The organism is Pseudomonas sp. R3-57, assembly GCF_051132065.1.
In the GTDB taxonomy this organism is placed as follows: domain Bacteria; phylum Pseudomonadota; class Gammaproteobacteria; order Pseudomonadales; family Pseudomonadaceae; genus Aquipseudomonas.
This window is the reverse complement of the sequence record NZ_CP071655.1, coordinates 1,895,538-1,921,259: the sequence shown is the minus strand read 5'-3', so window position 1 is coordinate 1,921,259 and position 25,722 is coordinate 1,895,538. Positions and strand designations below refer to the sequence as shown.

General features: G+C 60.9%; 19 protein-coding genes. 11 read left to right on the top strand and 8 right to left on the bottom strand.

The window, feature by feature from the left end; all coding sequences use genetic code 11:
- Positions 1-24 precede the first annotated feature (24 nt).
- The 5 genes from J3P93_RS08780 to J3P93_RS08760 all read left to right on the top strand — a co-directional run bounded on the left by J3P93_RS08780 (position 25) and on the right by J3P93_RS08760 (position 10,670).
- On the top strand, positions 25-1,188 hold the full coding sequence (locus tag J3P93_RS08780) for an EAL domain-containing protein (protein ID WP_434596623.1): 1,164 nt from the start codon (positions 25-27) through the stop codon (positions 1,186-1,188).
- A gap of 76 nt (positions 1,189-1,264) precedes the next feature.
- Entirely contained in the window at positions 1,265-2,593 is a 1,329-nt protein-coding gene (locus J3P93_RS08775; protein WP_090284911.1) for a deoxyguanosinetriphosphate triphosphohydrolase, read from the top strand.
- Between the two features lie 804 nt (positions 2,594-3,397).
- On the top strand, positions 3,398-4,024 hold the full coding sequence (locus J3P93_RS08770) for a response regulator (protein ID WP_434596622.1): 627 nt from the start codon (positions 3,398-3,400) through the stop codon (positions 4,022-4,024).
- 8 nt (positions 4,025-4,032) lie between these two features.
- The gene (locus J3P93_RS08765) at positions 4,033-7,677 is read left to right on the top strand and encodes a transporter substrate-binding domain-containing protein (RefSeq protein WP_434596620.1); all 3,645 of its coding nucleotides are present in this window, start codon (positions 4,033-4,035) and stop codon (positions 7,675-7,677) included.
- Positions 7,678-7,724: 47 nt separating this feature from the next.
- The gene (locus J3P93_RS08760; RefSeq protein ID WP_434596618.1) at positions 7,725-10,670 is read left to right on the top strand and encodes an HD domain-containing phosphohydrolase; all 2,946 of its coding nucleotides are present in this window, start codon (positions 7,725-7,727) and stop codon (positions 10,668-10,670) included.
- Here J3P93_RS08760 and J3P93_RS08755 read toward each other — a convergent pair whose 3' ends face one another.
- Together J3P93_RS08755 and J3P93_RS08750 are read right to left on the bottom strand one after the other, a co-directional pair.
- Positions 10,671-11,153, bottom strand: a complete 483-nt coding sequence (locus J3P93_RS08755; RefSeq protein WP_434596617.1) for a GAF domain-containing protein — start codon at positions 11,151-11,153, stop codon at positions 10,671-10,673.
- A complete protein-coding gene (locus tag J3P93_RS08750) occupies positions 11,150-12,040 on the bottom strand; it encodes an ATP-binding protein (protein ID WP_434596615.1) in 891 nt (296 codons plus the stop codon). Before J3P93_RS08750 ends, J3P93_RS08755 begins: the two co-directional genes overlap by 4 nt.
- A gap of 166 nt (positions 12,041-12,206) precedes the next feature.
- On the opposite strand from J3P93_RS08750, the gene J3P93_RS08745 reads away from it, so the two are divergent.
- Positions 12,207-14,528 (top strand): response regulator, encoded by a 2,322-nt coding sequence (locus tag J3P93_RS08745; protein WP_434596614.1) that lies wholly within the window; start codon positions 12,207-12,209, stop codon positions 14,526-14,528.
- Here J3P93_RS08745 and J3P93_RS08740 read toward each other — a convergent pair.
- The 3 genes from J3P93_RS08740 to msrB all read right to left on the bottom strand — a co-directional run bounded on the left by J3P93_RS08740 (position 14,512) and on the right by msrB (position 15,960).
- Positions 14,512-14,973, bottom strand: coding sequence for a MarR family winged helix-turn-helix transcriptional regulator (locus J3P93_RS08740; RefSeq protein WP_434596612.1), 462 nt, complete (start codon positions 14,971-14,973; stop codon positions 14,512-14,514). The genes J3P93_RS08745 and J3P93_RS08740 overlap by 17 nt on opposite strands.
- Positions 14,970-15,455, bottom strand: a complete 486-nt coding sequence (locus tag J3P93_RS08735) for a glutathione peroxidase (RefSeq protein ID WP_093099714.1) — start codon at positions 15,453-15,455, stop codon at positions 14,970-14,972. Before J3P93_RS08735 ends, J3P93_RS08740 begins: the two co-directional genes overlap by 4 nt.
- Before the next feature lie 109 nt (positions 15,456-15,564).
- Positions 15,565-15,960 carry a peptide-methionine (R)-S-oxide reductase MsrB gene (msrB, locus tag J3P93_RS08730; protein WP_434596610.1) on the bottom strand — a complete coding sequence of 132 codons (396 nt, stop codon included), beginning with the start codon at positions 15,958-15,960 and terminating at the stop codon, positions 15,565-15,567.
- A 224-nt stretch (positions 15,961-16,184) separates the two neighbouring features.
- On the opposite strand from msrB, the gene J3P93_RS08725 reads away from it, so the two are divergent.
- Both J3P93_RS08725 and htpX read left to right on the top strand, forming a co-directional pair.
- Positions 16,185-17,396, top strand: a complete 1,212-nt coding sequence (locus tag J3P93_RS08725) for a pyridoxal phosphate-dependent aminotransferase (protein WP_025113152.1) — start codon at positions 16,185-16,187, stop codon at positions 17,394-17,396.
- Positions 17,397-17,699: 303 nt separating this feature from the next.
- A complete protein-coding gene (htpX, locus tag J3P93_RS08720; RefSeq protein WP_123466521.1) occupies positions 17,700-18,587 on the top strand; it encodes a protease HtpX in 888 nt (295 codons plus the stop codon).
- Positions 18,588-18,787: 200 nt separating this feature from the next.
- Here the strand turns inward: htpX and J3P93_RS08715 are convergent, their stop codons facing one another.
- Complete coding sequence (locus tag J3P93_RS08715; RefSeq protein WP_434596606.1) at positions 18,788-19,444, bottom strand: thiopurine S-methyltransferase; 657 nt, start codon at positions 19,442-19,444, stop codon at positions 18,788-18,790.
- A 102-nt stretch (positions 19,445-19,546) separates the two neighbouring features.
- Between J3P93_RS08715 and J3P93_RS08710 the strand changes: the two genes are divergently transcribed.
- Positions 19,547-20,314 carry a DODA-type extradiol aromatic ring-opening family dioxygenase gene (locus tag J3P93_RS08710; protein WP_434596604.1) on the top strand — a complete coding sequence of 256 codons (768 nt, stop codon included), beginning with the start codon at positions 19,547-19,549 and terminating at the stop codon, positions 20,312-20,314.
- Positions 20,315-20,431: 117 nt separating this feature from the next.
- Here the strand turns inward: J3P93_RS08710 and J3P93_RS08705 are convergent, their stop codons facing one another.
- A complete protein-coding gene (locus tag J3P93_RS08705; protein ID WP_090284939.1) occupies positions 20,432-22,105 on the bottom strand; it encodes a DEAD/DEAH box helicase in 1,674 nt (557 codons plus the stop codon).
- 420 nt (positions 22,106-22,525) lie between these two features.
- Between J3P93_RS08705 and J3P93_RS08700 the strand changes: the two genes are divergently transcribed.
- Complete coding sequence (locus J3P93_RS08700) at positions 22,526-23,317, top strand: crotonase/enoyl-CoA hydratase family protein (RefSeq protein WP_434596602.1); 792 nt, start codon at positions 22,526-22,528, stop codon at positions 23,315-23,317.
- 117 nt (positions 23,318-23,434) lie between these two features.
- On the opposite strand, the gene J3P93_RS08695 is transcribed toward J3P93_RS08700, so the two are convergent.
- Positions 23,435-24,190, bottom strand: a complete 756-nt coding sequence (locus J3P93_RS08695) for a spermidine synthase (protein ID WP_434596600.1) — start codon at positions 24,188-24,190, stop codon at positions 23,435-23,437.
- Positions 24,191-24,342: 152 nt separating this feature from the next.
- On the opposite strand from J3P93_RS08695, the gene J3P93_RS08690 reads away from it, so the two are divergent.
- Positions 24,343-25,689 (top strand): class II 3-deoxy-7-phosphoheptulonate synthase, encoded by a 1,347-nt coding sequence (locus J3P93_RS08690; RefSeq protein ID WP_434596598.1) that lies wholly within the window; start codon positions 24,343-24,345, stop codon positions 25,687-25,689.
- Positions 25,690-25,722 lie beyond the last annotated feature (33 nt).

Below are 25,722 nucleotides of genomic sequence, written 5' to 3'. Positions count from 1 at the left end.
CAAAACAAGAACCAAGGAGGCCCCGTGATCGACGGGCAACCGCTCGCCTGCTTTCAACCGTTCATCGATACCGCCACCGGACTGATTGCAGGCGTCGAAGCGCTGGGCCGCCTGCGCCAGGCTGACGGCCAACTGACTTCGGTCGGGCCGTTGTTCGCCGATCCGCGTACGCCTGCGATTGCCCTGCGTCGCCTCGACCGGCAGATCCGTGACAACGCTTTGAGCCGCCTGCACGAAGCGCCCTCCGACTGGTTTCTCAGCCTGAACATGTCGCCGCGCTGGATCAGTCGCCTGCGCGCCGGGCAGGCGTTGCCCAGCCTCAGGCAACTGGCGCGTCATGGTGTCGATCCGCAGCGCATCGTCTTCGAAATCACCGAACTGGGCGGCAATGATCAGCGCCTGGCCGAGGTGGTCGCGCGTTATCGCGAGGCTGGTGCCAGAATCGCTATCGACGACTTCGGCGCCGGTTATTCCCAGCTTGATCGGGTGCTGGCATTGCAACCGGACATTCTCAAACTCGACATGCGTCTGTTTCAGGCCGCAGCCTTGGGAGGGCCGAGCAGTGACGTGGTCAAGGCGCTGGCGCAAATGGCCGAGAAGACCGGCTGCTGGATCATTGCCGAAGGCGTCGAGACCGAAGCGCAGCTCAATTTTGCGCTGGAATGCGGATCGCGTTACGTGCAGGGTTTTCTCTTCGCCCGGGCGCAAGAGGCGTTCTTCGCCACCGACGCGTTCGTGCAGCGTTTCGCCGAGCTGCGTCAGCGCTATGTGCGGCAGAAACTCGCCGAGCGCGGGCGGCTGATGCAGATGCGCCAGCAACTGGCCGAACTGATGTCGATCCTGCAAAGCTGGGCGCAGGCCCACGCACCACTGAGCGCACTGCCACAACTGGATGCCTTCCCCTGGCTGCTGCGCTTTTATCAGTGCGATCGCCATGGCACGCAACTGACGCCGAACCTGGAATGGCGCCAGCATCGCTGGGTCGCCGACAACCGATACCTGGGCCATAACTGGTCGTGGCGCCCGTACTTCTATCATCTGCTCGCCGAAGGCTGGGAGGAACGCCGTTTGACCCTGTCCAGCACTTACCGCGATGCCACCAGCAATCAGTACTGCCTCACCGCCGGGCAGTTTTTCGACAATGGCGAGCGCTTGCTGCTGATCGACATCGACGCGGCCGGTCTGTAGTTCCGCTTGCAGGGGCCAGCGCGAACCGGGAAGCTAGGGGCCAACGCCCCTAGTCACCTGACGGAGAGAAACAGCCTTGGATTGGCACACCCTGCTCAACCGCGAACGTCTCGGCAAGCCGCTGCACAGCCCGCAAGAACTCGGCCGCAGCCCTTTTCACAAAGACCATGACCGGATCATCTTCTCCGGCGCCTTCCGCCGGCTCGGGCGCAAGACCCAAGTGCACCCGGTCACCAGCAACGACCACATCCACACGCGTCTGACCCACTCGCTGGAAGTCAGCTGCGTCGGCCGCTCGCTGGGCATGCGCGTCGGTGAAACCCTGCGCAGCGCGCTGCCCGAATGGTGCGACCCGGCCGACCTCGGCATGGTCGTGCAATCGGCGTGTCTGGCCCACGACATCGGCAACCCGCCCTTCGGCCATTCCGGTGAAGACGCCATCCGCCACTGGTTCCAGCAGGCCGCCGGTCGCGGCTGGCTCGATGGCATGAGCGAAGCCGAACGCGGCGACTTTCTCAATTTTGAAGGCAATGCCCAAGGCTTCCGCGTCCTTACGCAACTGGAATACCACCAGTTCGACGGCGGCACCCGCCTGACCTACGCCACGCTTGGCACCTACCTGAAATACCCGTGGACTGCACGCCACGCCGACTCGCTGGGCTACAAGAAACATAAATTTGGCTGCTACCAGAGCGAACTGCCCCTGCTTGAGCAGATCGCCCACAAACTCGGCCTGCCGCAAATCGAAGACCAGCGCTGGGCGCGCCATCCATTGGTGTATCTGATGGAAGCCGCCGACGACATCTGCTACGCGCTGATCGATCTTGAAGACGGCCTCGAAATGGAGCTGCTGGAATACGCCGAAGTCGAAGCGCTGCTGCTCGGCCTGGTCGGCGATGATCTGCCGGAAACCTATCGCCTGCTCGGCCCGCAAGACTCACGCCGACGCAAACTGGCGATCCTGCGCGGCAAAGCCATCGAACACCTGACCAACGCCGCCGCACGCGCCTTCGTCGAACAACAGGACGCACTACTCGCCGGCACCCTGCACGGCGACCTGGTCGAACACATGCACGGCCCGGCCAAACGCTGCGTACTGAACGCCAAAGACATCGCACGCAAGAAAATTTTCCAGGACAAACGCAAGACCCTGCACGAAATCGGCGCCTACACCACCCTGGAAATCCTCCTCAACTCCTTCTGCGGCGCCGCACTGGAACAACACAACGGCCGCACCCCGTCCTTCAAGAGCCGGCGCATCCTCGACCTGCTCGGCAGCAACGCCCCCGACCCGCAAGGCTCGCTACACACCTCATTCCTGCGCATGATCGACTTCATCGCCGGCATGACCGACAGCTACGCCAGCGACATGGCACTGGAAATGACCGGACGCTCCAGCCACTGAGGCCTGCATGTACCGGCAACATCAAAAGCCCCTCACCCTAGCCCTCCCGAAACGTCGGACCGCCCGGAGGGAGAGGGGACTGATCGAGGTGAATTCGAAAGTTACGCCGACCAGGGTATCGAGTTGAATCCAACACTTGAAAAGCACACCGATCGGCTCCTTCTCCCTCGGGAGAGGGCTGGGGTGAGCGGCAGCACCACCACAAATCCAAAGCCATGCGACGCTTCTCACCACTCAACAATGAGCGTTAGCTCGAGTGCTTTTGATCTTGCGTCACCAGCGACATCGGAAGGCTGAGCGGAGGGATTGATCCGGGCGTGGGAGCGCAGCGACCGTCTGGCGCAGCCAGACACAGCGGACGTAGGTGCAGCGCAGCAAACCGTATCCGCTGCGCCCGGATCGATCCCGGAGCGAAGGGACCCGAGCCTGCGAGGGCCGAACGCAGGAGCAAGCCTTTTTGGGTACTTTTTCGGCGTCTGGAAAAAGTGCCTCGCCGTAAGGGCGAAACCATAAGAAGCCGTCACCGCAGCAACGGATATTCACCCAAAATAAAACCCAAACACCCATAACTTTAAACAATAAAAAAACGCGATCCCCGCCAACACTTACAACTTGATCAAGCCAAACTAAAAGCCCACCCCGATCCCGCACTTCCTTACGCCAAACCCAGTTCAACTGTAGTCCGCGTCCTCAATGATTGTAGGACTTATCCGATACCATGACCCAGACCCCGTCACTCCCTGCGAGTGCTCATGCAACTGAGCTAAGGTGCGCGCTTTATTCGTGTTCGCATGGGATTTGATTATGAACTCCGTTTTTATTGTCGACGATCACCCCGTCATCCGTCTCGCCGTTCGAATGCTGCTCGAACATGAAGGTTACAAGGTCGTCGGCGAGACCGATAACGGAGTCGACGCCATGCAGATGGTCCGCGAATGCATGCCCGACCTGGTCATTCTCGACGTCAGCATTCCCAAGCTGGACGGCCTGGAAGTACTGGCCCGCTTCAACGCCATGGGTTCACCGCTGAAAATCCTGATCCTGACCGCACAGTGCCCGACCCTCTTCGGCATTCGCTGCATGCAATCCGGCGCCTCGGGTTATGTCTGCAAACAGGAAGACCTGAGCGAGCTGGTCAGTGCGATCAAAGCGGTACTTTCCGGATACAACTACTTTCCCAGTCAAGCGTTGAACCCCGTTCGCAATGACGACGTCCGTTATGCCGAACTTGAACTGTTCAAAACCGTTAACGATCGCGAATTGATGGTCCTGCAACTTTTCGCCCAGGGCCGCACCAACAAGGAAATCGCCAAAGGCATGTTTCTGAGTAATAAAACCGTTAGCACTTACAAGAAACGCCTGATGCAAAAACTCAAAGCCAAATCCCTTGTAGAACTTATCGAGATGGCCAAACGCAACGCACTCGTGTGAGAGCCAGCATGCCCAGTCGTTTGAAGGACTATCTGATCACGTTGAGCGCAGGACTGTTGCTGAGCGCAAACGTCTTCGCCCTGACCGCCGCCTCGCCGGACTACGCCCTGCTCAGCCGGTCGGCGGGCGAAGCAGTAACGGTGATGCTCGACCGGCCACAGCGGCAGTGGCTGCTGGAACGCAACGAACTGGTGCTGGGCACCTCGGCGCCCGACTACCCGCCGTTTGACATGACGGTCAGCGGCAAGGATTACGAAGGCCTCACCGCCGACTACGCCGGACTGCTGAGCCAGGCCACCGGTCTGCCGATCCGGGTGCAGCGCTTCCCTTCACGCGATGCGGCAATTCGCGCCCTGCTCGATGGCCAGGTCGACCTGCTCGGGACCGCCAACGGCTTCGAAGCCAGCAACGCCAACCTCGCCCTGTCGACCCCTTACGCATTTGATCAACCGGTGCTGGTCACCCGCGAGGACGAAACCCGCTCGCTCAGCGAAGGTCTCGCCGGGCTGCGGTTGAGCATGGTTTATCACTATCTGCCATTGCCCGAAATAAAGGCGCTGTATCCGAAAGCGCTCATCACCTGCTATCCCTCCTACCAGAACGCAATCAACGCGGTGGCGTTCGATCAGGCCGATGTGTTTCTCGGCGATACCCTGTCCACTCACTACATGATCAACAAGGGCTACCTGAACAACGTGCGCATGGCCAATTTCGGCAAGCAGGAAGCCCAGGGTTTCAGCTTCGCCGTGCGCCGCAGCAACCCGCAACTATTAAGCATCATCGACCACGTGCTCAAAGCCGTGCCGGCCAGTGAACGTGACAGTATTGCCAAACGCTGGAGCGCCGGTAGCGATCTGCTGCTCAGCGAGCAGAAACCGCAACTGACCGAGCGCGAAGAAGCCTGGCTCAAACAGCATCCGGTGGTCAGCGTGGTGGTCAATGAGGCCTTTGCCCCCCTGACGTTCTTTGATAACGACGGTAATTTTCGCGGCATCAGCGCCGACCTGCTCGAGCTGATCCGCCTGCGTACCGGCCTGCGCTTCGAGATTCGGCGCAGCCGTAACGACGCGGAAATGATCGAGCAGATCGATCGCCATCAAGCCGATCTGATCGCCGCGCTGCTGCCGTCGGAAGAACGCGAGAAACACTTGAGTTTCAGTCGGCCCTATCTGGAAAACTCCTATGTGTTGCTCACGCGCAAAAGCGCCGACGGCCCGACCAATCTCGGCCAGTTGCGCGGCAAGCAATTGGCAATTGCCCAGGGCAATCCAATGGTCGACTACCTGCGCGAGGAATATCCGCGCATCCATCTGATTGAAACCGCAGACACCTTCAGCGCAGTGTCGCTACTTGCCGAAGGACGGGTCGACGGCGCGGTGAACTCGCTGGTCATCGCCAACTATTTCATTTCCTCGCGGATCTTCAATCAGCCGCTGCAGATCACCACCACCATTGGTACGAGTCAGGCTGCATTTTCACTGGCGACGGCGCGTGACAACACCGAACTGACCTCAATCATCAACAAGGCGCTATTGAGCATCGCACCGGATGAACTGGGCGTTATCAATGGCCGTTGGCGCGGTTACTCCACCGCCTCGCAGAACATCTGGCACAACTATCAGCGCCTGTTCTATCAGGTCATTCTCGGCGCCTGTCTGCTGTTGTTGCTGTTACTGGCGTGGAACGCCTACATGCGCCACCAGATCAAACAGCGCCAGGCCGCCGAACGGGCGCTGAACGATCAACTGGAGTTCATGCGCTCACTGGTCGACGGCACGCCGCACCCGATTTACGTGCGCGACCGCCAGGGCTTGCTGCAAAGTTGCAACGAAAGCTACCTCGAAGCATTTGCTGCCAAGCGTGAGGACGTGATCGGCAAAAGCGTCATTGAGGGCACTTTGAGCAATGCTTTCGAGGCCCATGCCTTTCATGCCGATTACCAGCGAGTGGTTGCCGAAGGCATGCCGATGGTGGTCGACCGGCCTTTGCACATCGGCAACCGCCGCCTGACGATCTATCACTGGATATTGCCGTACCGCAATTCCAGCGGCGCTGTGCAGGGCATCATCGGCGGCTGGATCGACATCAGCGAGCGTCGTCAGTTGTTCGATGAATTGCGCGCGGCCAAGGAGCAGGCGGACGAGGCCAACCGGGCGAAAAGCACCTTTCTGGCGACCATGAGCCATGAGATCCGCACACCGATGAACGCGGTGATCGGGATGCTCGAACTGACCCTCAAACGCATGGATCAACAACACCCGGATCGTTCTTCGATCGACACCGCCTACCATTCGGCCAAGGATCTGCTCGGTCTGATCGGCGATATTCTTGACATCGCACGCATCGAATCCGGGCGCCTGAGCCTGTGTCCGGAGCGGGTCAACCTGGTCGACACCGTGGCATCGGTCACGCGCATTTTCGATGGCCTCGCCCGGCAGAAAAACCTCGTCCTGCAAACCGTGCTCAATCCACCGGAACTGGCCGTCGATGTCTATCTCGACCCGCTGCGCTTCAAGCAGGTGCTGTCGAATCTGGTCAGCAACGCGATCAAATTCACCGAGCAGGGTCATGTCAGGATCACCCTCGATCTGATCAACACCGAAGTGCCCGGCCGTGCGCTGATGCAACTGACCGTGCAGGACAGCGGCGTCGGTATCAACGCTGAAGATCAGCAACGCCTGTTCGCGCCATTTGCCCAGGCGCAGAACAGCCATCGACAAGCTCGAAGCGGCGCCGGTCTGGGCCTGGTGATCAGTCGTAACCTGTGCGAAATGATGGGCGGCCAGTTGCAATTAAGCAGCCAGCCGGGAATCGGCACTCAGGTGTGCATCACGCTGGCTGTGGAAACGCTGCCGGCACAGGTGAGCGCCAGCAAAAACGAAGCTGTAATCAAAACAGCGCGAACGCCCCTGTGCGTGCTGGTGGTGGATGATCACCCGGCCAACCGCCTGCTGATGTGCCAGCAGCTAGAGTTTCTCGGCCATCGTTTCAGCGTCGCCGAAAACGGCTGCGTCGGTCTGCAATTGTGGCAGGCCGGCCACTTCGATCTGGTGATTGTCGATTGCAACATGCCGCTGATGAACGGCTATGAGCTGACCCGCGCCATTCGCCAGCATGAAGCGCAGACGCGTTGCCCGCCCTGCACGGTGCTGGGCTTTACCGCCAATGCGCAACCGGAAGAAGTCCAGCGTTGCAAACAGGCCGGCATGGACGATTGTCTGTTCAAACCGCTGAGTCTGAGCCTGCTCAGTGAATGGGTCGACGGCATCACCCCGGCGCCAGCAAGCCCGGCGTTCGATCTGCAAAATCTCGACATGCTGACCGCTGGCAACCCGGCGCAGACCCAACGCCTGCTGGCCGAGTTGCTCAAGAGCAGCCGCCTTGACCGCCAGGAGCTGCTGGCGTTAACACCGGCCAATGACCGCGCGGCACTGGCGGCGGTTGCGCACAAGATCAAGGGCGCCGCGCGGATTGCGCAGGCCGCACGGGTCATCGAATGTTGCGAAGCCCTCGAGAAGGCTTGCGCCAACGCCGCGGAAAAAACCGAGCTTGCCCGCCACTGCGAAGCGACCGACCGGGCGATGCTCGAACTGGAGCAGGCTTTGCAGCAACAATTGACACTGTCGGAGCAAAGCACAATGAGCTTGCCTTAACTATGCTGGGTGCTGAGCAGTGAGTTAAACATCATGGAGAGCCAGAAATGCCCAGCCCACTGCGCCCGGAACAACGCCGGTTACCGCTGCACGTGCACATCAGCGTCATGTTCACCTGCCTGCTGCTGCTCACCGGGGTCGTGCTGGGGCTTTTCAATTACCGCCAGACCACGCAGATCATCCTGTCGAGCAGCGAGAAACTGTTCAACCGCATCGAACAGGATGTGCGTCTGGACGTGGCCGCCACCTATCAACCGATCCGCCATCTGCTGAGCCTGCTGGCCGGTGATCCGGCCGCGCAGGCAGCCAGCCTTGAGCAACGCCTGCCCTTGCTACGCCCCTTCAGCCAGTCGCTGACCGACAACCCGAGCCTGGCCTCGCTGTACCTGGGTTATGCCAACGGCGACTTTTTCATGGTGCGGCCATTGCGCAGCGCCGCCCTCAAGACCTTGCTCAAGGCGCCCGAGGCCGCAGCGTTTCAGGTCTGGAGCATCGAGCATGATGCGCAGGGCAACCTGCACTCGCAGTCGCTGTTTTTCGACCCGGCGCTGCTGCCGGTCGGTCGTCAGGACAATCTCGCCGACCGCTACGATCCGCGCAGCCGCGCCTGGTTCACCCAGGCGCACGAGCAGAACGAGCAGATCACCACCGAGCCCTATGTGTTTTTCTCCACGCACAACGTCGGCACCACCCTGGCCCGACGCAGTGGCGACAACGCCGTGATCGGCGCCGACCTGACACTGGTCGCTCTGTCGGCAACCTTGAGCAAGCATGTGGTCACGCCGTCCACCGAGATCGCCCTGTTCGATGCAGACGGCAACGCCGTGGCCTACCCGGACAGCCAACGCCTGATCGTCGACGGCAGCGCGGCGAGCCTGGCCAAGGCCGCCGATCTGAGCCCTGCCCTGCATGCACTGCTGACCGGCACCCAGACCAGCAATCGTGTGAGCGCCGAAGGCCGGCAGTGGATTGTCGCGCGCAGCACCGTCGAGGAAGGCGGGCCAAAGGGTTTGCAACTGGCGTTGCTGGTGCCGGAAGACGAACTGCTCGTCGACGCTTACCGCTTGCGCTGGCAAGGCGCACTGATCACCTTGGCGATCCTGCTGTTGTGCCTGCCGTTGGGCTGGGTGATTTCGCGGATTCTGGTCAAGCCCTTGCACGCGCTGGTCAAGGAAGCCGACGCGATCCGCAGTTTCAATTTCGACTTTCCCTCGGCACGCCGCTCACCGGTGCTCGAAGTCGATCAGTTGAGCGTGTCGATGGCGCGGATGAAAGACACCTTGGCGAGTTTTTTCCGCATCACCGACACCCTCGGCGCGGAAACGCGCTTCGCCTCTCTGTTGCAGCGGGTACTGTTCGAAACCGTGCAGATCGCCCAGGCGCAGGCCGGGCTGATCTACCTGCGTGAAAGCGACAGCACGCGCATGGAGCCTTACGGCTTAGTCATAGACGGCGCACCCCAGGCGCTGGAAAACTTCGACATACACGGCCACGACCTGCAACACACCGACGGTCCCGAGTGGTTCAAGCAATTGATCAGCGCCAGCAATGTCGTCAGCCATCTGGGTTTCGATCAGGCCGGGGACCTGCAAAGAGTCCTGCTGGCGATGCAAGCGCCGCGCATCCATCTGATCGGCATTCGTCTGCACAATCGCCATGACGAAACCATCGGTCTGCTGATTCTGCTGGTCGACGACAGCGGCACCACAGCCGATCTGGAAAAACTGCGGCCTGATCGCATCGCCTTCTTGCAGGCCGTTTCAGGAGCAGCCGCGGTGAGCATCGAGAGCCAGCGTCTGCAAGCGCGGCAGAAGCAACTGCTGGATGCATTCATTCAATTACTGGCCGGCGCCATCGATGCGAAAAGCCCCTACACCGGCGGGCATTGCCAGCGCGTGCCGGAGCTGACACTGATGCTGGCTCAGGCGGCAGCGGCGAGCGATGCGCCGGCCTTCCGTGCCTACCAGCCCAGCGAAGATGAATGGGAAGCCCTGCACATCGCCGCGTGGTTGCACGACTGCGGCAAGGTGACGACGCCGGAATACGTGGTCGACAAGGCCACCAAACTGGAAACCATCAACGACCGCATCCACGAAATCCGCACGCGTTTCGAAGTGCTCAAGCGCGATGCCTGGGTCGGCTACTGGCAGGCACTTGCCATGGGCGGCGAGGAGTCCGCCCTGGCCGGCCTGCGCGACACGACACTGGCGGCGCTGGATGACGATTTTGCGTTTGTTGCACGTTGCAACCTGGGCAGCGAGGCCATGGCTGACGCCGATCTGCAGCGTCTGAACACACTGGCGCAGCGCACCTGGATGCGTACGCTGGATGACCGTCTGGGCGTGTCGTGGGAGGAGAACCGGCGGCAAGCGCGGACACCGGCGCCAAGCTTGCCGACCAAGGAAAAGCTGTTGGCGGACAAGCCCGAACATCTGCTCGAACGTGACCCCAACGAATTGATTCCCGAAGACAATCCGTGGGGTTTCAAGCTCGATGTGCCGCGCTACAAATACAATCGCGGCGAGCTGTACAACCTGAGCATCAGGCGCGGCACGCTGACCCGCGAGGAACGGTACGTGATCAACCATCACATGGTGCAGACGATCATGATGCTCAGCCACCTGCCCTTCCCCGGCCACCTCGAGAGCATTGCCGAAATCGCCGGTGGCCATCACGAAAAAATGGACGGCACCGGCTACCCGAAACGTCTCAAGCGCGACGAAATGAGCCTGCCAGCGCGGATGATGGCGATTGCCGATATCTTCGAAGCATTGACCGCCGCCGATCGCCCGTACAAGAAAGCCAAGACTCTCAGCGAGGCATTGGCGATCATGGCCACCATGTGCCGCGAAGCGCACATTGATGCGCAGCTGTTTGGCCTGTTCATCAGCGAAGGCGTGTACCGGCAGTACGCCGAGCGTTTTCTCGACCCGGCGCAGATCGACAGCGTCGACCCGGCCAGCCTGTTGCTCAAGGCTGGCCTCGATCCGTGATCAGCAGTCGGTCAGACGCAGGAAAATCGCCGCCAGTTGCTCGATGCCGGCCTGATCCTGCGCAGCGAAACGCGAAAGTTTCGGGCTGTCGAGATCAAGCACACCGATCAGGCGACCCTCTTTGACCAACGGCACGACCAGTTCGCTGTTGGAAGCGCTGTCGCAGGCAATATGTCCCGGGAAGGCATGCACGTCTTCGACGCGCTGGGTCTGCCGTGTAGCTGCCGCCGCGCCACAGACACCGCGACCGAACGGAATGCGCACACAGGCGATCTGGCCCTGGAACGGGCCGAGTACCAGCTCCTCGTTGCGATTGAGGTAAAAACCGGCCCAGTTCAGGTCATCGAGCTGGTTGAACAGAAAGGCCGAAAACTGCGCGGCGTTGGCGATAAAATCGCGCTCGTCCGCCAGCAGCGATTCCAGTTGTGCCGCCAACAGGCCATAGCCTTCAAGGCCCTGGCCACTTTGTTGCAAATCGATCATGCCTTGTGCTCCAGCAATTTCAGGCCCACCCAATAGCGGGCAAATTGATACGCGCAACGTCCGTTGCGATTGCCGCGGCCGGTGGCCCAACGCACGGCGAGAATGTCCAGCGCTTCGTCACGCTGCCAGCTCAGGCCGGCCTTGGTCGCCAACTGGCCGATCCAGTGTTCGACGACGTTGAGGAAATGTTCTTGGGTAAACGGGTAGAACGACAGCCACAAGCCGAAACGGTCAGACAACGCGATCTTGTCTTCAACGGCTTCGCTGGGATGCAGTTCGCCGTCGACGCGTTTCCAGTTTTCGTTGTCGCTTTCCTTTTCCGGCACCAGATGGCGGCGGTTCGAGGTGGCGTACAGCAAAACGTTGTCCGGCGCCTGCTCGAGCGAGCCGTCGAGCACGCTTTTCAGCACGCGATAATCGCCTTCGCCGGATTCGAACGACAGGTCGTCGCAAAACAGCACGAAGCGTTGCGGCAGTTTGGCGATCTGCTCGACCACTCGCGGCAGGTCCGCCAGATGGTCGCGCTCGATCTCGATCAGGCGCAGGCCCGCTGCGGCGTGTTCCGCCAGCAGCGCGCGCACCAGCGACGACTTGCCGGTACCGCGCGAGCCCCAGAGCAACGCATGGTTGGCCGGCATGCCATCGAGAAATTGTCGGGTGTTGCGGCCCAGTTGTTCCAGTTGCCGGTCGACACCGATCAGGTCGGACAAGCGCATGTCGAGGCTGACTTCCAGCGGCAGCAGATAGCCGCTGCGCCCGTCGCGCTGCCAGCGCGCGGCCAGGCAGGTGCCCCAGTCGATCACCGGCCGTGGCGCCGGCAACAACGGTTCGATGCGCGCCAGAACCGACTCGGCGCGTTCAAGAAAAGCATTCAATCGGGAATCCACGTCTTCTCCTCGGGCACGTTCACAGTAATGATGACGATCCAGCGACGACACACAGACCCAAATCACCCGAGCAAGCCTTGTTACAAGGCGATTCGGGAACCTCGGTATCCATACATGATCGACTATGCTTGAGCAGCGAAGGGAAACGGAAGTGGTTCAACACCCCATGGATATCAAATTCACCCACCGGCTGTCGTTCAAACAAGCCAGGCTTACCGTGCTGGTCGGGTTCATTCTGGGCACGCTGCTCAGCCTGCTGCAAATCGGCATCGATTATGCCAGCGAAGACGCCTCCATCAACCGTGAAATCCTGTCGCTGCTGGAAATCAGCCACAATCCGGCCTCGCGCATCGCCTACAACATCGATGCCGAACTGGCGCAGGAACTGACCCTGGGCCTGTTGCGCTCGCCGGCGATCATCTCGGCGACCCTCACCGACAACAACGGCACGGTGCTGGCCAACGTCAAGCGCCCGGAGCTTCAAAGCGGCTATCGGGTGATCAGCGATTTCCTGTTTGGCGCCAAGCGCCAGTTCGAGGATCGCCTGTACCTGGATCATCTGCCCAACGAATCGCTCGGCGTCTTGAGTCTGGAAGTCGACACCTACGCCTTCGGCAGCCGGTTCCTGCGCCGGGCCGAGATCACCCTGCTCAACGGTTTCGCCCGCAGCCTGTTGCTGACCGGCATTCTGCTCGCGCTGTTCTACGTGATGCTGACCAAGCCGTTGGTGCGGGTCATCCGCGAACTCAGCGGCCGCGACCCGCGCAGCGCCGAGCCGACCACTCTGGAATGCCCGTCGGGCCATGCCAACGATGAAATCGGCGTGCTGGTCAAAGTCGCCAATCAGCAATTCGAGAACATAGCCACCGAGATCCAGCAGCGGCGTAATGCGGAAAACCGTCTGACCGACTATCTCGGTCAACTGGAAAACATCGTCTCGGCGCGCACTGCCGAACTCAAGGCGATCAATGCGCGGCTCAGCCAGTCCAACCAGGAACTGGAAGTCGCGCGCAGCACCGCGCTGGACATGGCCGAAGCGCGCTCGGCGTTTCTCGCCAACATGAGCCACGAAATCCGCACACCGCTCAACGGCTTGCTGGGGATGATCGCGCTGTCGCTCGACGGCCCGCTGAATGCCGAACAGCAGCAACAGCTATCGATCGCCCATGACTCGGGCAAGGTGCTGGTCGAGCTGCTTAACGATATTCTCGATCTGTCGAAATTCGATGCCGGGCAACTGGAGCTCGAACACATCCCGTTCGACCTCGGCTCGCTGATCGAAGACACCGCCAACCTGCTGTCACAGAACGCCGCGCCTAGCGTCGAACTGACCTGCCTGATCGATCCGCACTTTCCGGCGCTGGTGCTTGGCGACCCGACCCGGGTGCGCCAGATCGTCAGCAACCTGCTGTCCAACGCGCTGAAATTCACCCGCTTCGGCCGGGTCGACGTGCGTCTGTCGACTTACAAGAAGGGCGTGCGCATCGAAGTCTGCGACACCGGCATCGGCATCGCTCAGGAAGCGCAGTTGAAAATCTTCCAGCCATTCACCCAGGCCGGCGCCGGTATCACCCGCCAATACGGCGGTACCGGGCTGGGGCTGGCGCTGACCTACAACCTTTGCGAAGCGATGCAGGGCCGGCTGACGATCAGTTCCGAAATCGGTTTCGGCAGTCAGTTCTGCGCCGAGCTGCCGCTGCCCTGTCATACCCGCGCCCTGGCGCCGGCGCCGCTGCAAGGCAAGATTCTGGCCATTACCGCAGCCAGCAGTGGCCTGGCGGAGCTGCTGCAAAGTTTGCTGCCGGTCTGGGGCCTGGAGTACACGCAGCGCACCATCGACGATTCGCTGCTCGGCCTGAAACCTGACGTGCTGATTACCGATTGCCCGGAGTGTCTGTTCGGGCTGCGACCGGCCATCACCGCGCCGATCCTGCTGGTGACGGCTTACGGCAGTTTCCTGCCGAGCGAAGAAGCCGCCGCCCTCGCCCCTCTGCAACAACAGGCACGCCCGCTGGCACGTAACGCGCTTTATCAGAACCTGCGACGCACTTTGCAGCCAGAAGTGGTCGCGATCAACGATGCGCAGCAAGACGCATCGACCGCAAACACTCGCGGGCGGGTCTTGCTGGTCGAGGACAACCCGGTCAACCAGCTGGTGGCCAAGGGCATGCTCGGCAAGCTGGGTTGCGAAGTCGTCGTCGCTGCCCACGGCGCCGAAGCGCTGGATCAGCTTGAATTCAACGATTTCGATCTGGTGCTGATGGATTGCAACATGCCGGTGATGGACGGTTACGAAGCGAGCCGGCAGATCCGCCAGAGCGGACGCTGGCCGCAACTGCCGATTGTCGCCCTGACCGCCAACGCCATGTCCGAGGAGCGCGAACGCTGCCGCGCGGCCGGCATGAGCGATTATCTGGCCAAGCCGTTCCGCCGCGAGGAGCTGGCGGCCCTGCTCGATCAGTGGGTGCCGCCTACCCCAGCGCCTTGATCTGTCCCAACAAGTGGTCGAGGCCGTCGCGCAGTTGGTTGAGCCGGTCCAGATCCACCCCGCTGTCGCATAACAGGCGGGCCTTCAGCGGCCCTACCTGTTCACGCAGCGCCTGTCCCTCAGGCGTCAGGCTCAAGTGCACTTCACGTTCGTCGCGGGCCGAACGTTGGCGCTGCACCAACTGCAATTGCTCCAGACGTTTCAGCAGCGGCGTTAACGTGCCCGAATCCAGCACCAGACGTTCGCCCAGGGCTTTGACGGTCGGTTGCTGCGGAGCGACGTCCTGCCATTCCCACAGCACCAGCATCGCCAGGTATTGCGGGTACGTCAGGCCGAGCTGATCGAGCATCGGCTTGTAGGCGCGAATCACCGCCCGCGAAGCGGCATACAGCTTGAAGCACAACTGGCTGTCGAGCTTCAGCGAAACGAGCGGCAGGCTGTTCATTTGAGCAGAGCTTCGATCTCGCGGCTCAGGTCCTGCGGCTTGGTTGCGGGGGCGAAGCGCTTGACCAACTGGCCATCCTTGCCGATCAGAAACTTGGTGAAGTTCCACTTGATGCCTTGCGAACCGAGGACGCCGGGCGCGCGTTTCTTCAACTGCACGAACAACGGGTGAGCGCCGGCGCCGTTGACCTCGACCTTTTTGAACAGCGGGAAGCTCACACCAAAATTCAATTCGCAGAACTCGCTGATCGCGCCTTCGTTGCCCGGCTCCTGCTTGCCGAACTGGTTGCAGGGAAAGCCCAATACCACCAGCCCCTGATCCTTGTAGGTCTGCCACAGCTCTTCGAGGCCTTTGTACTGCGGAGTGAAGCCGCATTTGCTCGCCGTATTGACCACCAGCACCGCTTTGCCGGCGAAATCGGCCAGAGTCTTTTGCTCACCCTTGATAGTGGTGCAGGGGATGTTCAGCAGGTTGTCACTCATGTGTCGGGCTCCACGGAAGGTCGGGAAAGAGCAAACATAGCGAGCAATTCAATTGTGTGCAATTTAATTACCCCATAAAAAGGCGACCCGCCGGTCGCCCTGTTGGTGCTTACTGGCGTGGTTCGAGATTCAGGCACACCGAATTTATGCAGTAGCGCAGGCCGGTCGGTGGCGGGCCGTCCGGGAACACGTGGCCCAGATGCGCATCGCAACGCGCGCACTTCACTTCGGTGCGGATCATGCCGTGGCTGGTGTCACGGATTTCGGTCATCGCACTTTCGCCGATCGGCGCGTAGAAACTCGGCCAGCCGCAGCCGGAATCGAACTTGGTGGTGGAATCGAACAGCGGCTCGTTGCAGCAGACACAGTGATAGACGCCATCGGTCTTGGTGTCGTTGTATTTGCCGGAGAACGGGCGCTCGGTGGCACTGAGGCGGCACACGTTGTACTGCTCCGGATCGAGCATGGCTTTCCATTCTTCCAGGGTTTTTTGCAACTTTTCCATCATCACACCTCAGCGGCTGAAAAAGCCCGATCTGTACCTTTTCCACGGATCGGGCGGCACGTATGATTGCGCCTCGTCACGCACCAGTCTGGCAGCCAGACCGGGCGCATTCAAACGGATTCTCCGAGCCACGGCTCGATCGGTCCGCCTGTGTGAAGACGCAGGATTCCCAGTACGGTTGTCCATTCGCCGCCTGGATCGTTCATTTTCAGGATCACATCGCCATGCAGTTCAGCAAATCGAACAAGCTCGCCAACGTCTGCTACGACATTCGCGGCCCGGTGCTCAAGCACGCCAAACGTCTGGAGGAGGAAGGCCAGCGCATCCTCAAGCTGAACATCGGCAACCCGGCACCGTTCGGTTTCGAAGCGCCGGACGAAATCCTTCAGGATGTGATCCGCAACCTGCCGACCGCGCAAGGCTACAGCGACTCCAAAGGCCTGTTCAGTGCGCGCAAAGCCGTCATGCAGTACTACCAGCAGAAGAATGTCGAAGGCGTCGGCATCGAAGACATTTACCTGGGCAACGGCGTGTCCGAGCTGATCGTGATGTCGCTGCAGGCGCTGCTCAACAACGGCGACGAAGTGCTGGTGCCGGCCCCGGATTACCCGCTGTGGACCGCTGCCGTCAGCCTCGCCGGCGGTAACGCCGTGCATTACCTGTGTGACGAGGGCGCCGGCTGGTTCCCCGATCTGGCCGATATCAAGGCCAAAATCACCCCGAACACCAAAGCGATGGTGATCATCAACCCGAACAACCCGACCGGCGCGGTGTATTCGAAGGAAGTGCTGCTGGGCATGCTGGAAATCGCCCGGGCGCACAATCTGGTGGTGTTCTCCGACGAGATCTACGACAAGATCCTTTACGATGATGCCGTGCACATCTGCACCGCCTCGCTGGCGCCAGACCTGCTCTGCCTGACCTTCAACGGCCTGTCGAAGTCCTACCGCGTGGCCGGCTTCCGCTCAGGCTGGATCGCCATTTCCGGGCCGAAACATAACGCCCAGAGCTACATCGAAGGCATCGACATGCTGGCCAACATGCGCCTGTGCGCCAACGTGCCGAGCCAGCATGCAATCCAGACCGCGCTGGGCGGCTATCAGAGCATCAATGATCTGGTGCTGCCGCAGGGTCGCCTGCTGGAACAGCGCAATCGCACCTGGGAATTGCTCAACGACATTCCTGGCGTCAGCTGCGTCAAGCCGATGGGCGCGCTGTATGCGTTCCCGAAAATCGACCCTAAAGTCTGCCCGATCCACAACGACGAGAAATTCGTCCTCGACCTGCTGCTTTCGGAAAAGCTGCTGGTCGTGCAAGGCACGGCGTTCAACTGGCCATGGCCGGACCACTTCCGTGTGGTCACCCTGCCCCGCGTCGACGATCTGGAAATGGCCATCGGCCGCATCGGTAACTTCCTCAAGTCCTACCGCCAGTAACTGGCCAGCAGTGCGCAACAGCCCAATGTTGCGCACTGTCTGATTCAGCAACACTTCTGCGTTCCGCCTGCGCACAGGCCTTCTACACTTGCGTTTCGTGCCCGCTGACAGCGTCCGGGGTAATGGCGACGGGTCGCGACTGCCCGTCATCCTTGTCCTGATCTGACGTGGGAAATGTGCCCGGCACTGAAGAATTCACTGTAGGACACAGTTTGAAATAGTCACTCAGTTGAATAGCCCGGTGCAGCACCTTATATACCCCGCAGTACGCTACATCTTTAGCTTGAGGAGATTTCTACAACCATGATGCGCATCCTGCTGTTTTTGGCCACTAACCTGGCGGTCGTGCTGATAGCCAGCATCACCCTGAGCCTGTTCGGCTTCAACGGGTTCATGGCGGCCAACGGGGTCGACCTCGACCTCAGTCAGCTGCTGGTTTTCTGTGCCGTCTTTGGTTTCGCCGGCTCGCTGTTCTCGCTGTTCATCTCCAAGTGGATGGCGAAGATGAGCACGGGCACCCAGATCATCAGCCAGCCGCGGACCCGGCACGAGCAATGGCTGCTGCAAACCGTCGAGCAACTGTCCCGCGAAGCCGGGATCAAGATGCCCGAAGTGGGTATTTTCCCGGCCTACGAAGCGAACGCCTTCGCCACCGGCTGGAACAAGAACGACGCGCTGGTCGCGGTCAGCCAGGGCCTGCTCGAGCGGTTTTCGCCCGATGAAGTCAAAGCCGTGCTGGCCCACGAGATCGGCCACGTCGCCAATGGCGACATGGTCACGCTGGCGTTGATCCAGGGCGTGGTGAACACCTTCGTGATGTTCTTCGCACGGATCATCGGCAACTTCGTCGACAAGGTGATCTTCAAGAACGAAGAAGGCCAGGGCATTGCCTACTACGTGGCGACGATCTTCGCCGAACTGGTACTGGGCATTCTCGCCAGCGCGATCGTCATGTGGTTCTCGCGCAAGCGCGAATTCCGTGCCGACGAAGCCGGCGCCCGACTGGCCGGCACCAACGCGATGATCGGCGCACTGCAACGCCTGCGCGCCGAACAGGGCCTGCCGGTGCACATGCCGGACACCCTGAATGCGTTCGGCATCAACGGTGGCATCAAACAGGGCTTTGCCCGCATGTTCATGAGCCACCCGCCGTTGGAAGAGCGTATCGACGCATTGCGTCGTCGCGGTTGATTCCGAAAGCGATAAAAAAAAGGCCCGCAGTGATGCGGGCCTTTTTTTATATCGCTGGATTATGCGTCGACAATGCCGGCCCTTTCGCGAGCAGGCTCGCTCCCACAGGGGCATTGTGTTGTGCCACAGATGGCATCAACACCGCATAACCCTGTGGGAGCGAGCCTGCTCGCGATGAAGCCGGAACTGCCTGCACAGAACTATGTGGAAGACACGCGGTAAACCCGCTCCACCAACTCCGTCACCCCCGCATCGGAAAACCTCGGGCTTACGGCCAACACATCCTGCTCTTCCAGCCTCTGCACCTGCCAGCCCTCACCGAACAAGCGTTGCACCTCGTCATCATCCACCGCAAACGGCGGCCCGGGCATTTGCGCCTGAGGGTAATCGAGGGTGATCAACAACCCCTGCACGCCGGGCGCAAGGATTTGCTGAAGATGCGCCGCATAACGTTCACGCATCGGCGCCGGCAAGGCGATCAGCGCGGCGCGGTCGTACAACGCCGTGCAATCGGCAACGTCCTGCGCCGTCAGCGCAAAGAAGTCACCGCACCACAGCTCGATGGCATCACTGCGGTAAACCTTGAAAGCGCCCTTCTGGCTGATCTGCGGTTCAACCTTATGCTCACTGAAAAAGCCCTCGATCGCCTTCTCCGACAGCTCAACCCCGAACACTTGATGGCCACGCTCGGCAAGCCACAGCAAATCCAGACTTTTTCCGCACAGCGGCACCAGCACCCGCGCCAAGGGCTCAATCGACAGGTCGGGCCAATAGCGTCGCAAATAGGGGTTGGCCTCGGGCTGATGAAAGCCGATCTGGTTCGAATCCCATTTCTTGTACCAAAACTCAGGCTGCATGCATCACTCCCGAAAAATCGATGAAAAACCGCGAAAACTTATATTAGATTCAAATCAGTCAACTGACCGAAGATGAGCCATCTTAATCCTCAGGAATCAACCATGTTGCCCAGCCTGTTCATTTCCCATGGCTCACCCATGCTGGCCCTGGAACCCGGCGCCAGCGGCCCGGCATTGGCGCGGCTGGCGGCCGAACTGCCAAAACCCAAAGCCATTGTCGTGGTTTCCGCGCATTGGGAGAGCCAGGAGTTGCTGGTCAGCAGTCATCCGCGACCGGAAACCTGGCACGACTTCGGCGGTTTTCCTCGTGCATTGTTCGAGGTGCAGTACCCGGCGCCGGGCAATCCGCAACTGGCCGCCGAGGTCGCCGCCCTGCTGACCGCCAACCACCTGCCGGCGCGCCTCGACCCGCAACGCCCGTTCGATCATGGCGTTTGGGTGCCATTATCCTTGATGTACCCGCAAGCGGACATTCCGGTGGTGCAGGTGTCGCTGCCAAGTCGTGCGGGACCGGCGCTGCAAACGCGGGTTGGCTGCGCGCTGGCGAGCCTGCGCGATCAGGGCGTTCTGTTGATCGGCTCTGGCAGCATCACTCACAACCTGCGCGAACTTGACTGGCATGCCGACCCCGAGAGCGTCGAGCCGTGGGCGCGGGATTTTCGTGACTGGATGATCGACAAGCTCACAGCCGATGATGAGACGGCGTTGCACGATTACCGCCAGCAGGCGCCGCATGCGGTGCGCAGTCATCCGAGTGATGAGCATTTGTTGCCGCTGTACTTCGCGCGGGGTGCCGGAGGTGAGTTCAGCGTGGCGCACAAGGGGTTCACGATGGGAGCGTTGGGGATGGATATCTATCGCTTTGGCTGACGCCATCGCCAGCAGGCTGGCTCCCACAGGGTTTTGTGTGAACCCGAAAGACAGGCAAAAAAAATCCCCGAACCAGTCGGGGATTTTTTATGTGCGATCAATCAGCCCGAGAGCGGATCAATCTTCGCGGTAGCGACGCAGCTTGAGCTGCTTGCCAGCAACGCGAGTGTCCTTCAGTTTGGTCAGGAGTTTGTCCAGACCATCTTCCGGCAGCTCGACGAGGCTGAAGCTGTCACGCACCTGGATGCGACCGATCGCTTCGCGGGCCAGGCCACCTTCGTTGAGGATCGCGCCCAGCAGGTTTTTCGCTGCGATACCGTCACGCGCGCCCAGCGCGGTACGGCAACGAGCACGGCCTTCGCCCAGAGGCATTGGCGCGCGACGCTCGCGGTCACCACGATCAGGACGATCACCGGAACGCTCAGGACGGTCGCCACGCGGTGCGTTGTTCGGCACCAGTGGACGTTCCTTCTCGATCGCCGCCAGGTTCAGCGCTTGACCGTTGGTGGCTTTGCGCAGCAGCGCTGCAGCCAGTGCACGTGGAGTGCAACCGATGTCAGCGGTCAGGCGATCAAGCAGATCACCGTGCGTCGACTCGGCATCGCCAACCAGCGGCGACAGGCTGTTGGTCAGTTTCTTGATGCGTGCATCGAGAACGGCCTGAGCGTCCGGCAGGCGGACTTCAGCAACCTTCTGACCGGTGACGCGCTCGATCACTTGCAGCATGCGGCGCTCACGCGGAGTCACCAGCAGCAGCGCACGACCTTCGCGACCGGCACGGCCGGTACGGCCGATACGGTGCACGTAGGATTCCGGATCGTACGGCATGTCCACGTTGAACACGTGAGTGATGCGCGGAACGTCCAGACCACGGGCAGCAACGTCGGTGGCGACAACAATGTCCAAACGGCCATCTTTCAGCGAGTCGATGACGCGCTCACGCTGGTTCTGGGCGATGTCACCGTTCAGCGCCGCGGCTTTGTAGCCTTTGGCGTCGAGGGCGCTGGCCAGATCCAGAGTCGCTTGCTTGGTGCGCACGAACATGATCAGTGCGTCGAAGTCTTCGACTTCCAGCAGGCTGAGCACGGCCGAGGTCTTCTGGTCAGCGTGAACCAACAGGTGAGCCTGTTCGATCGCGGTAACGGTCTGGGTCTTGGTCTGGATCTTGACGTGTTGCGGATCGCGCAGGTGGCGTTCGGCAATGGCGCGGATCGACTGCGGAAGGGTCGCCGAGAACAGAACGGTCTGACGGGTCGCTGGCAGAGCCTTGAAGATGACTTCCAGGTCATCCATGAAGCCCAGCTTCAGCATTTCGTCAGCTTCGTCGAGAACCAGATGGTTCACGGTCGACAGGACTTTCTCGTCGCGACGCAGGTGGTCACACAGACGACCCGGGGTGGCGACAACGATCTGTGCGCCATTACGGATAGCCTTGAGTTGCGGGCCCATCGGCGCGCCGCCGTAAACGGCCACGACAGTAACGCCTGGCATTTGCTTGGCGTAGGTTTCAAAAGCGGTTGCTACTTGCAGCGCCAACTCTCGGGTCGGCGCCAGGATCAGGGCTTGCGGTTCGCGCTTGGCAGGATCGATGCGGTGCAGAATAGGCAGTGCGAACGCGGCGGTTTTACCGGTACCGGTTTGCGCCTGGCCAATCATGTCCTGGCCGGCCATGATGATCGGGATCGATTGCTGCTGAATCGCCGAAGGCTCTTCGTAGCCAGTCGCTGCGACGGCTGCAAGAATATTCGGGTTGAGATTAAAAGCGGCGAATCCGCCGGTTTCCTGGGTCATGGGTCTGCCTCTAAGTGCATCCGCAAAGACCCATGCTCCAAAGCTGCGCATGCCGTGTTGAGACTCAAGAGTCGCCCTGGCAGCTTTGTCGGCGGGGATTTGCGAAAACGAATGAATGAAGATGAATCGTCAAGGAAGAGCCCGCAGTGCGGACGTGCAGCCGAAGCTGACTTCGGGAAATTGCGCTACCTAAACGCGGCCCGGTTAAAGGCCGGCGCGCACTATACCGGATTTTGCCCGAAAAGGGAGCTTTTTTTGTGGCCCTTATCCGTGTGTCACCGCCGTGTAACGGGGTTTTGCGGATAATCGCGCAACGGTCTATTTTGCAAAGGCCCGGCCCTGCGGGCGATGACGCTTAAACGGTTCACCGACCTGCGGCAAAGCGCCGCGCACCCGCCCTTCCCGCTTGAGGATTTAGCCATGAATCAGCCCTGCGCCGGCCGCGTCAGCCGAGAACGTCGTGGTCATGTGCACTTGATCGGCCTCGATCGGGCGGCCAAGCGCAACGCTTTCGATATCGACCTGCTCAACGACCTGAGCCTGGCCTACGGCGAATTCGAAGCCGACCGCGAAGCGCGGGTCGCCGTGGTGTTCGGCCATGGCGAGCACTTCACCGCCGGGCTCGATCTGGTCAATGCCAGCGCAGCCCTGGCCGAAGGCTGGCAGGTTCCGAGCGGCGGCTGCGATCCCTGGGGCGTTTTCGTCGGCCCACGGGTGAGCAAACCGGTCATCGTCGCCGCGCAGGGTTACTGCCTGACCATCGGCATCGAGCTGATGCTGGCGGCGGACATCAACCTGTGCGCGAGCAATACTCGCTTCGCGCAGATGGAAGTGCAGCGTGGGATCTTTCCGTTTGGCGGCGCGACTTTACGCTTTCAGCAGATTGCCGGCTGGGGCAATGCGATGCGCTGGTTGCTGACCGGGGATGAATTCGATGCGCATGACGCGTTGCACCTGGGCCTGGTGCAGGAAGTAATGGCCAGCGAAGACCTGATGCCGCGCGCGATCGAGCTGGCAGAACGGATTGCCCGCCAGGCGCCACTGGGGGTGCAGGCGACGTTGCTCTCAGCACGACAGGCACGGTATGAGGGCGAGACGGCGGCGGCGCAGGGATTGCCTGCACTGGTGAAGAAATTGCTGGCCACTGAAGATGCCGCGGAGGGGGTGAGGTCGCTGGTGGAGCGGCGGCCTGGGGTGTTCAAAGGGGCCTGAATATGTGTTGTTCAACAGGCCGCCATCGCTAGCAGGCTAGCTCCCACAGGGGTTTTGTGTACGACGAAGAACCCCTGTGGGAGCCGGCCTGCTGGCGATGAGGCCGGCACTGCCGACTCAGGTCGCCGGGCGAATGGCGTTGATCAACGACTGCAACGAATACCCCAATCTGGGCGCCAATGCTTGCGCCCGTGCCGTCAGCGCTGGTATGTCCAACACCTGATCAAGGTCCGCCGGAACAATCAGAATCACATTGCCCTCCTTTACCGGCAGCTCCCAGTAATGCCGGTGATAGAGCCCGCGCAGCAACGCCGCGCCCAGCGGTTTGCCGTCATCCGTCGCCCATTGATTGATCACCAGCCAGCCGCCCGGGGTCAGGCGCTTCTGGCAGTCGCCGAGAAAACTCCAGGCCAGATGCCCGACGCCCGGCCCGACATCGGTATAGAGGTCGACGAAAATCAGATCCGCCGGTTCTGCGCTCGGCAGCAACTCGAGGGCATCGCCGACCCGAATGTACAAACGCGGATCGTCGTCCAGACCCAGGTATTCAATCGCCAGGCGCGGCACGTCCGGGCGCAATTCGATGGCTTCGACGTCTTCCAGCGGCAGGAATTTAAGGCAGGCCTGGGTCAGCGTGCCGGCGCCGAGGCCGAGAAACAGCGCACTTTCCGGTTGCTCGTGGCATAGCGCGCCAATCAGCATGGCGCGCGTGTAGTCGTATTCGAGCCAGCTCGGATCGGCGGTGAACACGCAGCTCTGTTCGATGGCATCGCCAAATTCGAGAAAGCGGTAATCGGCCACTTCCAGCACGCGAATCACGCCGAACTCATCCTGTACTTCGGCGAGCAGATGCTCGACGCGCTCCTCTGTCATTTCGTCTCCTGATGGTCACCGGGCGCGGTGACGCGATGGCACCGCTGTGGTGCCGTGGCAAAGCGGCAATTGTCGGTGATGGGGCGGGAACAGGTCACGCACTAATTGCTGCTACCATGGCGTTTCCCTGCGTATGAAATTTCGAGACCGTGATGAGCCAACCGTGGAGCCCTGACAGCTGGCGCGCCCTGCCGATCCAGCAACAACCGCAATACCCCGACGCCGCGCACCTGCGCCAGGTCGAGCAAACCCTGGCCAGTTATCCGCCATTGGTGTTTGCCGGCGAAGCGCGTGAGCTGCGCCGTCAGTTTGCCGAAGTCACCCAAGGTCGGGCCTTCCTGTTGCAGGGCGGCGATTGCGCAGAAAGCTTTGCCGAATTCTCCGCAGCCAAGATTCGCGACACGTTTAAAGTGTTGCTGCAAATGGCGATCGTCATGACCTTCGCCGCCGGTTGCCCGGTGGTCAAAGTCGGGCGCATGGCCGGTCAGTTCGCCAAACCGCGTTCGGCCAACGATGAAACCATCGCAGGCGTGACGCTGCCGGCCTATCGTGGCGATATCGTCAACGGCATCGGTTTCGACGAAAAGAGCCGCGTGCCCGATCCGGAGCGCCTGCTGCAGTCCTATCACCAGTCCACCGCGACGTTGAATCTGCTGCGCGCCTTTGCTCAGGGCGGTTTTGCCGACCTGCATCAAGTGCACAAGTGGAACCTGGACTTCATCGCCAACTCGGCGCTGGCCGAAAAGTACAGCCACCTCGCCGATCGTATCGATGAAACCCTGGCGTTCATGCGCGCCTGCGGCATGGACAGCTCGCCGCAACTGCGCGAAACCAGTTTCTTCACCGCCCACGAGGCGCTGCTGCTGAACTACGAAGAAGCTTTCGTGCGCCGCGACAGCCTGACCAACGATTACTACGATTGCTCGGCGCACATGCTGTGGATCGGCGACCGCACCCGTCAACTGGACGGCGCACATGTGGAATTTCTGCGCGGGGTGAACAACCCGATCGGGGTGAAAGTCGGCCCGAGCATGGATCCCGACGACCTGATCCGCCTGATCGATGTGCTCAACCCGGACAACGATCCCGGCCGCCTCAACCTGATCGCGCGAATGGGCGCGAACAAGGTCGGCGATCATTTGCCGGCACTGATTCGCGCAGTGCAGCGCGAAGGCAAGCAAGTGCTGTGGAGCTCCGATCCGATGCACGGCAACACCATCAAGGCCAGCAGCGGCTACAAGACCCGCGACTTTGCGCAGATCCTTGGTGAAGTGAAGCAGTTCTTCCAGGTGCACGAAGCCGAGGGCAGCTACGCCGGCGGCATTCATATCGAAATGACCGGGCAGAACGTTACCGAATGCATCGGTGGTGCACGGCCGATTACCGAGGATGGCCTGTCGGACCGTTATCACACCCATTGTGATCCGCGGATGAATGCCGATCAGTCGCTGGAGCTAGCGTTTTTGATTGCCGAGACCTTGAAGCAGGTTCGGCGATGAGGTTGGCTTTCTTTATTGCCTGAACTGGCCTCT